We start from the raw sequence: 15,736 nt of genomic DNA on the forward strand, positions 1-15,736 counted from the left end.
GCAAAGGACAAGCTATGCAAACTAAAAACTGGTTCGTTTTGGGTGTACTTAGCTTTGGCGTTGGTTTCGGTATCAGTCTGACACTTGACAAAGATATTAGAAGAGCCGCACTCACAGGACTTATTACCTTACCAGCTACAGGCGCAGGTGTTGCATTTGTAGAACGTCAGCGCAAGCAGCAACTGAACGATACACAGTCACTACAAGCAAAGGCTTCGGAATTAGAGAAACACACAGAACAACTGAAACTCCAAGAAAGCAGTTTACAGAAAGCTATCTCCACTGCAACTTTGGAAAAGGAACAGATAGAGGCTTTACTGAAGACTCGACAAACAGATCTAGAGCAATTGCAAACAGCAGTTTCATCTCATCAGTTCCAAAAACAAGACATTGAACGAGCAGTTCTCGCTCAAAATGCTGACAAACAGAAGTTAGAAGCAGAAACTCAGAGCTTACAGGCACAAATTCAACAGTTAAGAAGTCAACAGACAGAACTCAACCAAGCTCTAGCAGCGATTGTTAAAGAAAAACAACAGGTAGAAAATGAGTTGGATTCGTCTAAAAGTCAACTCGGTCAACTACAAAGTTTCCTCACAGAGCGGCAAAATCAACAAGAAAAAAGTCTCAACGAACAGACCCAACAGTTAACTCAACTGCAAAACCAGATAGCAGCACAAGAGAGCGATCGCTCGAGACTGACTCAAGAAATCAGCCATCTAGAACAGCAAAAGCAGCAACTAGAAATTCAACTTTCCCATCTACAACTTCAAATCGCTAACTTAGAACAAAAGTTAGGTCTGCTGAACCAATCTCTAACCAATATTACCAATCAACAACAGGAAGCGCAAGTCAGTTTTGATTCTTTACAAACACAGTTCAGAGATTTACAGCAACAGAAACAACGGATCGAGCAGGAATTAGCAGCACTCTCTTCACAAAAAGACCGATTAACAACAGAGATATCACAAATCGAGGGTTCTCAAAATCAGTTACATACCAAAACAAGAGGTAGATATACCTTTGCAGACTCTCAATATAAAAAATTGTGGGAAGAAGAAATACTACCTCATTGGACGCATCGCGATCGCCCGGTAGGACAGAGATTTCTTGGTAGCGTTCGCGTTCATCGCCAAACGAGCGATCGAGTCCTTGATGTTGTGGGAAAAAATATACAACAAATAGATACAGTGACCTATGATTCTTTGAAAAAAAACTTTTACGAATTAGACAAAAATTGGTTAAAAATTTTTACTTTCGCGACTTCAGAATATGCTTACTACTACTCCAGCGACCGATTTTGGCAAGGCTTTTGCGATCGCTTAGATATTAACCACAACCAGCGAGTAGAAATTGCCTTGCGTCAAGTTGTCAACGAAGGAATCGCTCTTTTAGGTTTAATCCGTGCTAGTGGAGGATACAAATACGTTTCCACACTATGGCTACAAAGTGGCGTTCCCGAACAAAACCTCAACCACTTTGCTCAACTGGTTCAAGAAATAGCCGATGATTTTGGTTGGTGGGAACTCGCACACACCCCAGTTGAACAATTATCACAAGTATTGTTAAGCGTCTGTAAGGAAAAACATCCCCAGTGGGGTACACTCATTAATTTTCTCAAAGCTTCCTACTCTGAGAATACAGCAACAGAACCCATTTCCGGACAACTGCTACAGGGGATCGCCTTAGTCGCTCAAGAATTAGAACGTCAAAAATTACCTCCTCAAGCGCTAAAAAATGAAGAGGAGCGAGAAGAGATACTAGGTCATAATTATTTACCAGAAAACTTTTTCTTGCGGAATTGGGACTCGCTCATAAAAGTCTTAACACCCAAACCAGGTGTAGAACGCAACCGACGAGATGCGATCGCTCGACGCATCCAACCTTTAAAGATGAATCTGGATATTAGCGACTCTTGGAATACACAATTAATATTGCCAGAACAAAAGCTGTGGAAACCAGAATGGCGATTGTTGCGAGAAACCTACTGTCAAATTCCACAAGCTCATTGGGAAGATACATTTCCTAGAGAAGGAGATTTGATTGTTCCAGAACTCATTATAGAGGTCAATCGAGAAGCAGAAAATTGGAACTGTCAATTGCTAGACCACAATCGTCAGGAACTGATGAAATGGGAGTATCAAGGTATTAGCAGTCACTTACCTTGCTTGATATTTGATGCTTTAACAGGGGAACATTTGCGATTAAATTTACCCAATCCCTCTATTTTAGGTGTTGAAGAAATCATCTGTTATACTCCACGCAACATCCAACCAACAATTGCAGATGGTATTGAAATTGTAGATAGTTGCATTCCTTCCAGTATGAAGGGATGGCTGGGTCGGCAAATGAGATTGACAGTTCCAGCATCTTCCATTACTTTAACATTATCTGAAACCCATCAGTCCCAGGTTATTACTTGGCAGATAGTTGCTGACAATGAGCCACTTTTGACAGGATTAAGATTAAAAGGCAAAAAGTCTATTTACTTAGAACCTCCTACTTTCTGGTATCCACCCGTCGAGCGAGTTTTAACTCTGAATGTCTTAATAGAAAGTTTCGATAAGCGCGTTATTATTGCTCGCTCAGTTGAAAATTTATCACCATCACCTCGTTGGGCTGCAGTTCATCTGACTCGGTGGATAAATGAACCAGGACATTACGAAGCCCGTTTCTGGTTTGCTCAGAAGAGATGGTCGTATCAATTCGAGGTACAATCAAAATACCAAATTTTGGAAAATCCTGGTTTAAAGCGATCGCGAATTCGCAACTATTTAGGAACTGAGCAAACAAACTTGCCTATTAAACAAGATACTATAGAAAAGTTTTGGGCAGAAGTCATTCAAATCGAAGAACTTTGGCCATTAGAAGAAGTTATTTTAATATTGTCTAATAATCAGGAGAAAACATCTTATCAACTACAAGCAGATGCACTTGGTATTTTAGCGATATATGTCTCTGTTTTGCACGATTTACTTCCTCCTTCTGAGTGGTACGCCTTAGATTACCAACGTTTGGGATACGAACCCCAACGACTGTTAGAAATGCCAACTTCAACTCAGAATTTAAGTTGGGATTGGGATAAACAGGATATTTGCATAACGGGACTTACACCTGGGAAACTATACTCTTTAATCTGTTGGAACTTACTTTTACCAGATAAACAACCACAAGAGGTAACGATTCCTTCCGTTAAACAAATTGAAGAAATGACTCTGGTGAATCTAAAGTTACCCATTGGTGTTTATCATATTCAATTGATGAGTGGAAAACACTTAATAGACAATATTGGATGGTGGTGTTTTAACAACCAGAATGATATGCCTAAAGCTCCCCTAGGAGAGAAAACCAGAGAAAACTACTGGTACGCTGTCTTGGATAACAATGCATCACCAGAACAATTCATAAAGGCTGTACAGCAATTGAAGTTAGATTTTGATATAAAGAAACTAGAAACAGGAATTTCTAGTTTAGAAAATCGACAGTATTATTTTTCGAGTTGGTTCAAGTCAGAAATTTTATTAAGTAAGCTCAAAAGACTATTGGAGTTCTTGAAGGAAGGGTCTAGCAAAAAAGATGAGAACACTGTTAAATCTCCCCCTAGTACTTGGTATTTACTTCAGGTGACTCCTAAAAAAAGAGACATATTTAAAAAAATATTAGAAGAAGCGATCGCCAAAAAGAAATTACAAAATATAATCTTAGCAGTGGAGGTTCCTAAAGATTCAAGTTATGAAAATATTTTGTTATTAAATTTAAAAAATTATCAAGAAGCATATCCTCATGTAAGCCAACTTGCCTATTTTCAAAATTTAGAAAGGCGACCGTTATCTCTACAACACGCAAACACAATGTTGGGAGCAAAATAATGTGGTTTGATAAAATTATTCTTTTGCTAAGCAATCACAGACAGCCCAGCAACCCAGCTTTACCAATGACGCTGACAAAACATCAGATTGTTTCGCTACTGCGTTCGAGTTGCTCGCCCAACTCCATACAAGAGCGATCGCAAACTGAAATTCAGCAGGCTTTGACCGAACTGCAAGCAGAAGGTGAAGTTTACGCTGGAATGAGAAATCGTTACTGTATGGCTCCCCCAACTGTTGTCGCTCAAAGTAAAGATAACTTAATAGGGTTGCGATTTCGAGGCGATCGCGCATACCTTCCCCTCGCCCACCAAGCCCTAAAAACAGAACAAAGTCACGATGCTCTCTCACTCCACCCCAAAATACACGGCTTTCATAAAATCAACACTTGTCTGAACCAAGTAGGAATTCGCCTCATTACCGTTGCTGATAGTATCGAATATTTACCCCCACCTTGCCAACCATCCAAAGCTGTCTTGCGTTCTCCGTGGTTAGAAAACCCTTTTTCAATCAAAGATTGGCGCGATCCCACCATACAACAGTACGTACCTCGCCGCGACACAATCCAAAGAAATCGTTGGATACCTCTTAGCCACAACCAATTACAAGACAAAACATTATTACAACTTCCTACAGGAGAGTATCTCTGGTTTCAAGACCAAACCTTCTATGAACTCGAACCAGACACAGCAATCCTAGCAATGTTTTACAAAGATCGAGAAACAGAAAATTCTTTAAAAATTCCCTGGGACGCACAACCAGGTCGGTTAAATCTCCAAGGAACCATCCTACCAAGTCTTTATGCTCAATTGCTTTGGCGGCTATCCGAACCAGACAGCGAACGATACCGACATCGGCTATTTGAAAATAAAAATCACCCCATTGTAGACATCATATTTCAACGCCTAGGATGCACCCTCATATGATACACCCGAATAATAAAAGTTTCTTAAATTCTTAGCGCCTTTGCGCCTTTGCGTGAGTTTTATCTAGATATATAAACGGACATGATATGACAACAACTAAGTACCTCAACCCAATTGCAGCAGTAGAACAACCCCGCCAAGATTTTATTCGTTACTTGCTCACAGCATATCCACTGCGCGATCGCCATCTCCGTTACGCTTTAAAACAACAACTCGAACAACCAGGGATAGTTTGGCAACATCCTTACTTAGAAGGTTCTCAGCCCTACAAACCAGCGAGCAGCGTTAACACCTTAGTCAATCAAAAGGTTTTGCATCCAGAAATGGTAACGCTGTTCGTACCCAGTCAGCGCCCCCTCTACGAACATCAAGAAAAAGCTGTTAAAGCAGTTATTCAAGAAAAACAAAATATTGTTGTTGCGACTGGTACGGGTTCTGGGAAAACTGAGTGCTTCTTATTACCAATGCTAGATATGCTTCTGAAAGAGGAAGCAGAACTATTAAACTCAGGAGTCAGAGCATTAATTTTGTATCCCATGAACGCTTTAGTAAACGATCAAGTCAAGCGTCTGCGGAAGTTGCTCTGTCGTCAAACAACGAGAAAAATTAGATTTGGATTTTATACAAGCCGGACAGAAACTAAGAGAGAAAAAGCCATAGAGGCGTTAGAGCAAGAATTTGCAGCTTACGAATCTAAGGAACTTGAAGAGTTATTTACACAAACGGAAATAAACAATTTAAAACTCAACAGCCGTGAAAAATTAATCGATAAAGCTATTGAAAAAACTCTAAAAGTTCAGTGTCTTTCCCGTGAAGAGATTTGGGAAAAACCACCTCACATATTAGTCACAAACTACTCAATGCTAGAGCATATGTTGATTCGCCCAAAGGAACGCAACGAAATTTTTGGGGTTTCAGCATCAACGTTTAAAATGTTAGTCGTAGATGAAGCACATACTTATAACGGCTCTACTGGTAGCGAAGTCTCCATGCTGTTAGAGCGTTTAAAGGTAGCACTTGGTATAGAAAAACCCGGACAAATACGCTGTATTGCTACAAGTGCAAGTTTGGGAGATGCATCAGTCGATAAGCAAGTCTTGCAGTTTGCTGGGGAGTTTTTTTCCGAGCCATTTAGTCAAGTTATTCGAGGTAGCCGCGTTACAGCTACAGAACGCTTGGGTAGCCCTTATGTTTTACCTTCTGAATTCAGTCATGAAGAAATCTTTAACTCTCTGAGAATTCTGGAACTCCCTGCTCTTGACGATCGCATTGAGCAGTGGTCGGATATACTTAGCAATATCATCCCACACGAACAACTAGCATCAGCACAATCTCAAGCCCAAGGAAATATACATAAATTTCTTTGGTTTGCTCTCAAACAACATCCTCTCATACATCGACTCATCGATCTCCTCAGCCGTCAACCCCAACAATGGGAACAAGTTGCACGATCGCAAGAATTATGGTGCATCAATCTACCTTTTACTTTAGATGGGAAAGTTGATGATACAGATGCCAAGATAGCGCTGTCTCATTTGTTACAACTAGGCACTTTAGCGCGTGAAAATCCCGATGATTTGCCTTTATTACCAGTTCGTCTCCATCTTCTTTTCCGAAGTTTAGAAGGTATTTATGCCTGTATTAATCCTGAGTGTTCTGGTGTAGAATGCGACCCAAACTATCCACAAAAGCCACGTTACGGGCGTCTTTATTTAAATGAAAAGATAACTTGCGATTACTGTACTGCACCAGTGTTAGAGTTGGGTAGTTGCTCTCAATGCGGTCAAGCTTATGCTTTCACCCAATTAAATAATTCATCTAAATTAGAATCTCTTCCTAGATCTAATCAAGGATTGCGAGAAGAAGACAATACAAAAAACATTTACACCCTAACTTCAGGAGTTTTAGACAGCGTTATAGAAGACGAGGAGATAGGCGAAATAGAAGAGGAAGAAAATTCTTCAGCACCAAAAACTTTTACCATACGTCAGCGAGATGGTTGGATTGGTATTCCCTCAAATGAAACTTTTTCACAAAAATCTCAAGAACAAGGTGAATTTCATTTAGCTTGGTATCGTCAAAAGTCTCAAAACAATGCAAAAGATTTAGAAGGATGCTACCTTCCCAAGTGTGCGGCTTGTGGTACCCGACCGATTCGTGCTCAAGCAATCAATCGTTTTGTTGCTTACACCGATGAACCTTTAGAGGCTATGATTGATAGCCTTTTTGATATTTTACCTGAATCAGAAACCATCAAAGGAAGTGCTTCCAAACGAAAACTTTTGACCTTTTCTGATGGTCGCCAAGATGCTGCTTTTTTTGCCTCTGATTATCAGCGAAATCATACAGAAATCCTTTACCGTCAATTGATTTGGAGAGCCTTTGAAGAAGCTAAAGATAATGATAATACGGCTTCAATTTCTCAGGTCATTAACAAATTAAAAATCTTATTTTTAGAAACATCAATTCCCCATCCAGACAGAGATTCGCGACGGAATTACCTTAGCTATTTTCCAGAAGATGAAGAAAGTTTGGGAAATAAGAAAGATTGCCAAGACAGTTCTGAAGCACGTGCTAAGGAGCTATTACTTCGAGAATTTGCTTTACCTTTTAACCGTCGTTCTACATTGGAAGCATTTACTGTTTTGGCTTGTCATCTTGAATCTTTAGATGAGCGCTTAATTGAGTTGGTATCGGCTCAATTTGAAATTTCAAAGGATGAGGCGCAAATTTTCTTGACAGTTCTGACAGATATTATTCGCCGCACGGGAATTGTGAGTATTGATGGTGCATCCCAGTACTTCCCTGAAACGGGTGGTGTTGAGGGTGTTCGTCCGGAGATGGTAGACGTTCAGGGAAAATCCAGAAATTATTTGTTTTTAGAAAAATCACCAGAAGAAAGGAAAAAATTTGAAGATTCTCCTTCATTTTTGCCAAAGTGGAGAAAAGACGGGAAAGTGAGCCAAGCCCAAAATCGTCTGGGCTGGTATTATTTTCAGCTATTTGGGGAAAGAAAATTTCCGAGTCGAGAAACGTTAACTTGGCTTTTTCAACAGCTTAAAGATTCTCGCTTATTAGTCAGTGCTAAAAATGGCTATCAACTCACCTGGACGAAATTGAATCTTCAGAACACAGAGGAAGATTGGTTTCAATGTAGTTCTTGTCAGCACATTTTTCACGTTCCTGGTTTGTCGAAAGTAGACAAACCAACGATTAATGTCTTTGGATGTCCGTCATATAAGTGTAAAGGGAAGCTTCAAACCTACTCGTGTGAAAACATGACACGGAGTGCAAACGAGCATTACCAACAGTATCTTATCAAATATCGCTCGCCGTTACCGTTGCGATCGCAAGAACACACAGCACAGCTAGGTGTTGGTGAATTAGAAAAACGGGAAAACCGTTTTCGGCGGGGACAAATCAATATGCTCAGTTGTTCGACAACTTTGGAGATGGGAGTAGACATAGGCGAACTACAAGCAGTCGTTTTGCGGAATTTTCCACCTCATGTCAGTAATTACCAGCAAAGAGCTGGACGTGCGGGAAGGCGTACAGACGGTGTTGCGATGACTTTAATGTACGGACAGAGGCGTCCCCATGACCGATTTTATTTTGAGCAACCAGAAAAGCTGATAGCTGGTAGCAATCAAATTCCTAAATTAGATGCAGGTAACCTTCAAATTCAGCAGCGTCACCTCCGCGCTGAGTTACTGGCTGAATTTTTGAGAAGTCGTAATGTAGGTGCAGAGGAAGTCAAAATTGGCAATTTTTTCAGTTTGCCACAAAACTATTCTGCTGAAAATTTTAGACCACCTGCAACTTCACTCTTTTGTGAGTTTCAGGAATGGTTGGATAGCGATCGCGCTCGTTCCATTGCAAAATCTTGGATTGAGCGACTCAAGAGTGTGGCTACTGCTCAAAACATCATCGATCTGTTTTTGGAAGCGATATCAGATTTTGAGCGAGAGCAACTCGAAGACTGGAACGGACTGACATCACTACTGCAAAATATTCTGCAAGACATTAGTGCAGAAAGCGATCGCAAAAAACGCAAGGTGCTCGAAAAGCGGCGCGATAGCATTGAAGAAGAGCTTGATAAAATTGCCAAACGCCGACTGCATGATGAATTAGTGCAAGCCAGTATTTTGCCAATTTATGGTTTTCCAATAGATGTCGTGCGTTTGCTGACAGGTGAAAGTAACGAGTACAAGTCCTCTCAAGGGAAACACAGATTGGAACGCGATCGCCGTTTAGCCCTTGGCGAATATGCACCCGGTCAGGAAATAGTTGTTGATGACCGAGTTTATCAAAGCGTAGCCATTGTCAGACCGGGAGATTTAGAACAAGAATACTACTGGATTTGTCAAAATTGCAATCATTTTCTTCGCTCAAATCAGCCAGATGCGATTGATGAGTGTCCTGTCTGTAATGTACAGCCCCCGACAGCTGCTAAGAAACAGATGAAAGCGTATAAAGTTCCCAAAGCTTTCTGCACTGACTGGACAGCGATTCCGAAAGTGACTCCATACACCAAACCCCAACGCCAACCAACATCCCAAGTTTTCTTAGCAGGTGAAGGAGAAAAATCACAAGAGTTTTCTCCTTCTGGCGTTTATTTTCTAACAACCAGCCAAGGCGGAAGGTTCTTCCTTGCAAACCAAGGATTGTTGGGACCTGGTAAAGGGTTCAACAAGCAAGGTTTTGCGATTTGTAAAACTTGTGGCTACAACTTAAGTGAGAGGGTTCAAATAGCGAGCCAAACAAATAACAGTAAATCCAAAGGTAAAAAGCCCTCAACTCCTTCGCGATCGCAACTGCTGACTCACAATCACCCTATTACTGGGAGAGAATGTAAAGGAAGTTATGAACTGCTTCATCTAGGTCATGAATTCCGCAGCGATCTCCTCAAAATACGATTTGATAGAGATACCAAACCTAATTTGCTGTTTGGCAAAGTGGTTAATTATGGGGATAGCAATACCGTTTCATCAGTTACAAATACTTCCAATCAAACAACCAATGGTTTGGATTTTTGGCGTTCTCTCACTTACGCTTTACTAGCCGCCGCCGCCCAAGCGATCGATGTTCCACGACAAGAACTCGATGGATTGTTTAGACCCCTAACAGATGGATTGGCAGAAATCATTATATATGATAACGTCCCAGGAGGCGCTGGATACAGCAAACGCATTGCAGACAATTTCCAACAGGTACTGGAGCTAGCTTATCACATTGTTGCAACTTGTAGCTGTGACACGAGTTGTTACGATTGTTTGAGAACTTATTCAAATCAGCCATTTCATGCTGAGTTAAATCGGAATTTAATAGCTGGATTTCTAAGACCTTTAGTAGAAAAACTCGCTCCCGATTCAGAATTACAAAACTTTGCTCCTAATGCAACTCGCGTTCAATTGGCTCAAATGGCAGATCGGTTACCTGCACTTGCGCGAAGGGCGAGTGAAGTGAGTGTAATTTATTTACCGAGTTTGTTAGATAGGTATAACTTAAACAATAATTCACCGTTGTCTTGGTTTGCATTGTTAGAAGATATTGTTTACTCCATGCAACGTAGCAAAATTCCATTAGAATTGATTGTCAATCAGTTACTAGAAGTACGTGGTGTTGCTTCGGAGTCAGAAAGAACATATCTACAGGTGTTCTACAAACGCTTGGGACAGTGGATAGATCAAGGATTGCTCAAGCTTTATAAAACACCTGTTAGCTCTCCGCCAATTTTGTGTCTGAATACCGAGCAAGAAAACCGAATTGCTTTGCAACTTCATCAGAATTTAGAGATGGGTGTATGGGAATGGTTTCAAACGAGAAGTTCTGAGGGGGTAAGTACTGTTTTTCAAAGATTACAAGGTTTGCGAGAAGCCGGTTACGGCTTACGCCAAGGGCGAACGCAAGCTAAGTTAGTGACAGCTAAAGAACTCGAAGATCCACAAACTTCAGTCGCATTTCCAGACAGAAGTTGGGGAGATTTAACATTACCTCAGTTACGTCAGAAACTGGGATTAGACAAAGTTTTGTTAGGTAGTCTCAGCCAGATAGTGTATCGCGATCGCTACTTAAATGAAAAAGGAGCTAGAATTCTTGCCCATCTTTTACAAAGTGATGGGCTGAATAAAAATTCTTCCGTAACAATTGAGGTTTTAGAAGATGCACAAGGAGAAACACAGAAACAGAGAAAACAGCAACTCGAATCCGCTCTAAGCAAACTTAAAGAAATGGGAGTTTCCCTCAGCATAATTGTTCGCCCTTGGCAACAGCGCATTCATTTTCCTCATGCACGAGAACTTGAAGTCCATCAAAAAGACGGACAGAAATTTAAAGTTTTATTTGATAAGGGAATTGACTTTTTAGAGCAAAGAACAAGTGGTATCTATCGCGTTACAGAACGAAGTTATATTGTAGTCACTCAGTTGGAGGTGTAAGGGATAAACATCAGCAATGAAACTGACTTTTCAACAACAACGTAAGGTTAGTAAAAGTACACTATTTAATTTACTTGAAACAATCAAAACTAAGCCTGGATTATACTTGGGAACTGCCTCCATCAGCAATCTGCGGATGTTTATCCAAGGCTATCGCTTTGCGCGAAAGGAATTAAGCATAACCAATACTGAGGTTGAAAGTGACTTCTACAAAAACTTCCAACCGTGGCTGCAAAACCGCTTATCTATTCGTACAGTTAACGGTTGGGACAAAATTATATTGCTAACCTGTATTGATGAGAAAGCTGCATTTGATTATTTCTTTCAACTTCTTGATGAGTTTCTCCAAAGAGACAAAAACCAAGATATCGACCCTATTCTGGTCGAATCATCCTTAAAAGATACTGAACCCGAAAAAGTAGCGTGAAGAGCGTTTAATGATGGGAAGACCTCATTCACGATCGGTTTCTTTACTCTGTAGCATCGCACTGATATTGTAGGGTGAGCAAAAAGACATGATTTTTGATGAAATTGTCCTATAATCAGATTTTGACCACCCTACCCATACCTTGAAGAGAACCGTATGTAAAATATAATTAAGAAGACTCTGTTACTTTAAAGGAAAAAGCATAATGATACAAATAACCTTTGCTGAAATATTAGAAGCCGCCGAGCAACTGTCTATTGAAGACCAAGAAAACTTAATTGATATTTTGCTTAAGCGCCTTCGAGATTGCAGAAGAGCCAATTTGGTGAAAGATGTTCAAGAAGCTCAAAAAGAGTTTGGAGAAGGGAAATGTCAGCCCGTTACTCCCGAACAACTCATGGAGAAAATTCTTTCGTGAAGTTTGTGTTATTACTTCGAGCACATTCGTTCGGTCAGCTCGAAAAATTTTGAAAAAGCAACCCCTAGCGGCTCAAAATATTCAAAACACTTTAGCATTATTATCTACAGATTCATTTCACTCCCAATGAAAAACCCATAAATTGAAAGGGGAGCTTCAAGATTTGTCAGTTAAAGGTATAAGGGATAAGCATCTCCAAAAAAATGCATATATATGCTTTTATGCCAATTTTATTGGTCAAAATGTTAATGAGTTTGCTTCAGGAGTGCAGTAGCCATTATCGTTTCTCAGAATAATTATATAATTGAGAGAGGATTCACAAATTTGATTTTCAATTCATGAAGTTAATTAGACTTACGGAAAATAGAATTATCGATATATCTCGGTTTGTTGCTTTAATCCCTAGCAACAATGATGACAATTACCTACTTATTCTTGAAGGTAGCTCAGAAGGCATCCTCATTCATGATAATGACCTCAGTATTTTAACTAAATATTTAGGAGATGAAAAAGAACTATTTACTACATCTAAAACTGAGTATACACTGACAAATTTAGCCAAACCACAAGCTGTAGAAATACTACAAGCTAGAATCGCTAGACATGAATCAATGAGCGATACTGAAGCCGCACAAAAAGCCGAAGCCTGGGAAAGATTTAAACAAAATATCGATGCTGAACGACCCGATGGATGTAAGCTATATTCTTAATCTATGGCAATTGTGTGGTTGGATTTCAATGGCGAATACTAGCTGCACAGCATCTCGGGCAAATGAGTGTAATCGCTACTACAAATGTCAAGCATTTAAGTAGATTTGCCACTGCCAGCAGGTGGCAAGATATTGTAATATAGCTACTCAACCATGTACAAGGAGCGGTCAACTTCTGAATCATCGTTTGACTCCCTTTCGGCTCGAATTACTTCTGCAATTTGAGCAAAATACGGATCGTCTTTGAAAAAGCCTGCAAACTTAATCCAAGGATTTTCTTCACCTGTAGCTTGAGATACCTTAATCTCTACAGGAATAATTTCTGCATCTTTAAGGTAAGTTGTTAAGAGTTGCTCAAGAGTTTCAAGTGCTAGCTCGCGAGTCGTAGCTTCCACTCGATAAGAGGGAAGCTCTAGAGCAGAAGCAATTACCCTATCATTTTTATTCTTTAATAAGATATTTATCTTCAAATTAGCTGTCTGTGGCATAGCTGTCATGTAAAATTAAGGTTTTAAACGAGCGCAACACACTAATCTTAGCGGCTAGTAGGGGAAATGTGGTTAAAATACGCAGCTTTCCAAAGAGGCGATCGCACTTATGTTTATTTCTTCCAACAAATTTTTTTAAATAAAGGTAAATCGACTTCAACGCCCAAAGTTGCTAGTTATTCCCGCACCATCAGTTGTTAGGGAGTCAATTCAGCCAGATTGTGTATCGCGATCGCTACTTAAATGAGAAAGGAGCTAGAATTCTTGCCCATCTTTTACAAAGTGATGGGCTGAATAAAAATTTAGCTGTGACAATAGAGGTTCTATAGCAATCCTAAATGATTCGTGAGAAAATACCAACTCGAATCCGCTCTGAGCATCAACTATTTGTTAATAAGTAATAGTGCTTAAAATTCAGCCAAAAATCGAGGTCGGAAACACTATTTTTAAGCTAGCGATGCGGAAGCCGTCGCTACGCGAACGCGTCATATCTAAATGCATCGTTCATCCTTACGCCAACAACTTGGTATAAGGCTTAATTTAATACTTTAGAAGATAGAAAATAGGATACTTGGTATACACTTTGACAGGTGCTCAACTACAGTAGGGGTAATAAAGTTAAATCACATAACAACTTATTTGTAAAGAGGGTTAGTCCAAACAATTTCTGAAATACATAAACAGTTGAGTTTCTACCACAAACTTTGCAAGAAGGATGCTTAAAAAGCAGTCTACAACAACAAAACTCAGCCGTTAGAAATCTCAACTTTCCACTTTTCTTCGCATTCTTTCCTAATCGGCCCGTTTCGCTGGCCAATGATTTTAAGTACTCTATCTTTAATTTCTTTAGAGTTTGTAGGGTATAGATCCTTATACCGTTGACATTTTTCTTTTGTCAGTGGGTTTGCTAGCGGTATCTGAATGGAGCTTGACGACGATTCAGATTCAGGTGGAGTTGGTCTTGGAGTTCTCGATATGAAAGTCGCAATTGCCATAGTAGTTGTAATACCTACCCCAATCGCCAGTGGTAGCAGTTTACGAAGAGTAGAAGCGCTACGAAGATCGTTGGCTTGTGTACCTCTTTGCGCTCCTGGTGGTCGTGCAGAAATGTCTATACTGGCATTTAGCTCTGGAACTACAGTTTGAGACTGTGACTTAAGAGTCTGTTCGATGGGTGAAAGACGATCGCTCGCTTCCGTTTCTGATGTGTTCCCAAGAATTCGTTCTTCAATTGGTTCTACATCTTCCTTTCTTAGACCTAAAACTTTCTGCAAGCGTTTCAAGTCATCGCGGGTGTTCTCTCCTCACATCTTGCACCACTACCTTATTGAGAAAATCATAGGCTAAAAAGCTTATTGTTTCGTAGTTTCAGCACTGCCTACCAGCCCTTATTGAGAAGGTGCAAGATATCAGGTAGCGGGGTAAGTACTGTTTTCCAAAGATTACAGAGTTTGCGATCCGGATGGGTAGCCGTAGCGTGACCGATCGCAAGCTATTGATAAATTGACTTGGCAAGCTTTGGTACAAGCAGAGCAGATTAACTTTTATAATGTTTACAGTCCTACAGAATCCACTGTGGATATATCAAAAACAATTGTCAAGCATTCGTAGGGGCGCAATGCCTTGCGCCCCTACATATGTGGTGAAACCACCATTAAACAGGAATAAGACAAACAAACCCGCTGTCTCCAGAACTCGAACTATTTTGGCGAATGCCACAATTAATTTCATAAGAAAGAATAAGCATTAAAGGTTGGGTTCTGGCAAGATTATAGCTACCAGGAGTAACAACAATGGAAACCTTAGAAAATTATCAGTTAATTCTGAAAACGGGTAAAACTACAAGAGAAAGAGCTTTACAATTATTTGACGCTCTCGAACCCGTAAATTTAGACTTTATGTCTGGTCGTTGGCAAGGATCTGGACTTCATACAGATCATCCAATGGATGGTTTATTAGAAAGTTCCAATTGGTATGGGAAAGAATTTATAGATCCTGAAAGTGTTCACCCGTTGTTATTTTTAAATGGTCAGGGAAAAATTTTTCAAGTTGCGCCTCATCCCACTTTAATGAACTGGGTTTTGAAATTGCCAAGACCCAAAAATAATTCTCTGAAACCGTTGCTGGGGTTGATTAATTCTTTACTCAAAACCGAGAAAACTCAAGCCAGACTGCGAATGATGGAGTATAGAGGAAAAGTCACTGCTACAATGATTTACGATTATTTGCCAATCAATGATTATTTTAGAAAAGTAGATGAGAATACTGTGTTAGGAATCATGGATTATAAAAACCTACCTCAACCTTTCTTTTTTATTCTCAAGCGATGCCTTTAGCTTTTTAAGACACCTATGTACTGGGAGCTACGGTGGTGTACACAAGTCATATTTACCCCCCTTAATCCCCCCTTATAAAGGGGGGAAATTGAATTTTCAATTCCCTCCCCTTTCCAAGGGGAGGGTTAGGG

Annotated in this window: 10 protein-coding genes; 8 read left to right on the top strand and 2 right to left on the bottom strand. The window is 40.1% G+C overall.

The genetic code is table 11. From position 1 onward, the window contains the following. Positions 1 to 14 precede the first annotated feature (14 nt). From F7734_RS34985 to F7734_RS35010, 6 genes are all read left to right on the top strand, one after another. Positions 15 to 3,866: a chromosome partitioning protein ParA gene (locus F7734_RS34985; RefSeq protein WP_155749111.1), complete on the top strand. Its 3,852-nt coding sequence runs from the start codon at positions 15 to 17 to the stop codon at positions 3,864 to 3,866. Then, the gene (locus tag F7734_RS34990) at positions 3,866 to 4,789 is read left to right on the top strand and encodes a hypothetical protein (protein WP_155749112.1); all 924 of its coding nucleotides are present in this window, start codon (positions 3,866 to 3,868) and stop codon (positions 4,787 to 4,789) included. Before F7734_RS34985 ends, F7734_RS34990 begins: the two co-directional genes overlap by 1 nt. A gap of 86 nt (positions 4,790 to 4,875) precedes the next feature. Continuing rightward, positions 4,876 to 11,226 (top strand): DEAD/DEAH box helicase, encoded by a 6,351-nt coding sequence (locus F7734_RS34995; protein ID WP_155749113.1) that lies wholly within the window; start codon positions 4,876 to 4,878, stop codon positions 11,224 to 11,226. A gap of 16 nt (positions 11,227 to 11,242) precedes the next feature. Beyond that, positions 11,243 to 11,653 carry a hypothetical protein gene (locus F7734_RS35000; protein WP_155749114.1) on the top strand — a complete coding sequence of 137 codons (411 nt, stop codon included), beginning with the start codon at positions 11,243 to 11,245 and terminating at the stop codon, positions 11,651 to 11,653. Positions 11,654 to 11,858: 205 nt separating this feature from the next. Continuing rightward, positions 11,859 to 12,071 (top strand): hypothetical protein, encoded by a 213-nt coding sequence (locus tag F7734_RS35005; protein ID WP_155749115.1) that lies wholly within the window; start codon positions 11,859 to 11,861, stop codon positions 12,069 to 12,071. Positions 12,072 to 12,409: 338 nt separating this feature from the next. Then, complete coding sequence (locus F7734_RS35010; protein WP_155749116.1) at positions 12,410 to 12,781, top strand: hypothetical protein; 372 nt, start codon at positions 12,410 to 12,412, stop codon at positions 12,779 to 12,781. 143 nt (positions 12,782 to 12,924) lie between these two features. On the opposite strand, the gene F7734_RS35015 is transcribed toward F7734_RS35010, so the two are convergent. Next, positions 12,925 to 13,269, bottom strand: coding sequence for a hypothetical protein (locus F7734_RS35015; RefSeq protein WP_155749117.1), 345 nt, complete (start codon positions 13,267 to 13,269; stop codon positions 12,925 to 12,927). A 66-nt stretch (positions 13,270 to 13,335) separates the two neighbouring features. Between F7734_RS35015 and F7734_RS65600 the strand changes: the two genes are divergently transcribed. After that, on the top strand, positions 13,336 to 13,470 hold the full coding sequence (locus F7734_RS65600) for a hypothetical protein (RefSeq protein WP_279239795.1): 135 nt from the start codon (positions 13,336 to 13,338) through the stop codon (positions 13,468 to 13,470). A gap of 545 nt (positions 13,471 to 14,015) precedes the next feature. Here F7734_RS65600 and F7734_RS35020 read toward each other — a convergent pair. After that, positions 14,016 to 14,543, bottom strand: a complete 528-nt coding sequence (locus F7734_RS35020) for a hypothetical protein (RefSeq protein WP_155749118.1) — start codon at positions 14,541 to 14,543, stop codon at positions 14,016 to 14,018. Positions 14,544 to 15,062: 519 nt separating this feature from the next. On the opposite strand from F7734_RS35020, the gene F7734_RS35025 reads away from it, so the two are divergent. After that, positions 15,063 to 15,605 (top strand): DUF4334 domain-containing protein, encoded by a 543-nt coding sequence (locus F7734_RS35025; protein WP_155749119.1) that lies wholly within the window; start codon positions 15,063 to 15,065, stop codon positions 15,603 to 15,605. Positions 15,606 to 15,736 lie beyond the last annotated feature (131 nt).

This window comes from Scytonema sp. UIC 10036 (assembly GCF_009725235.1).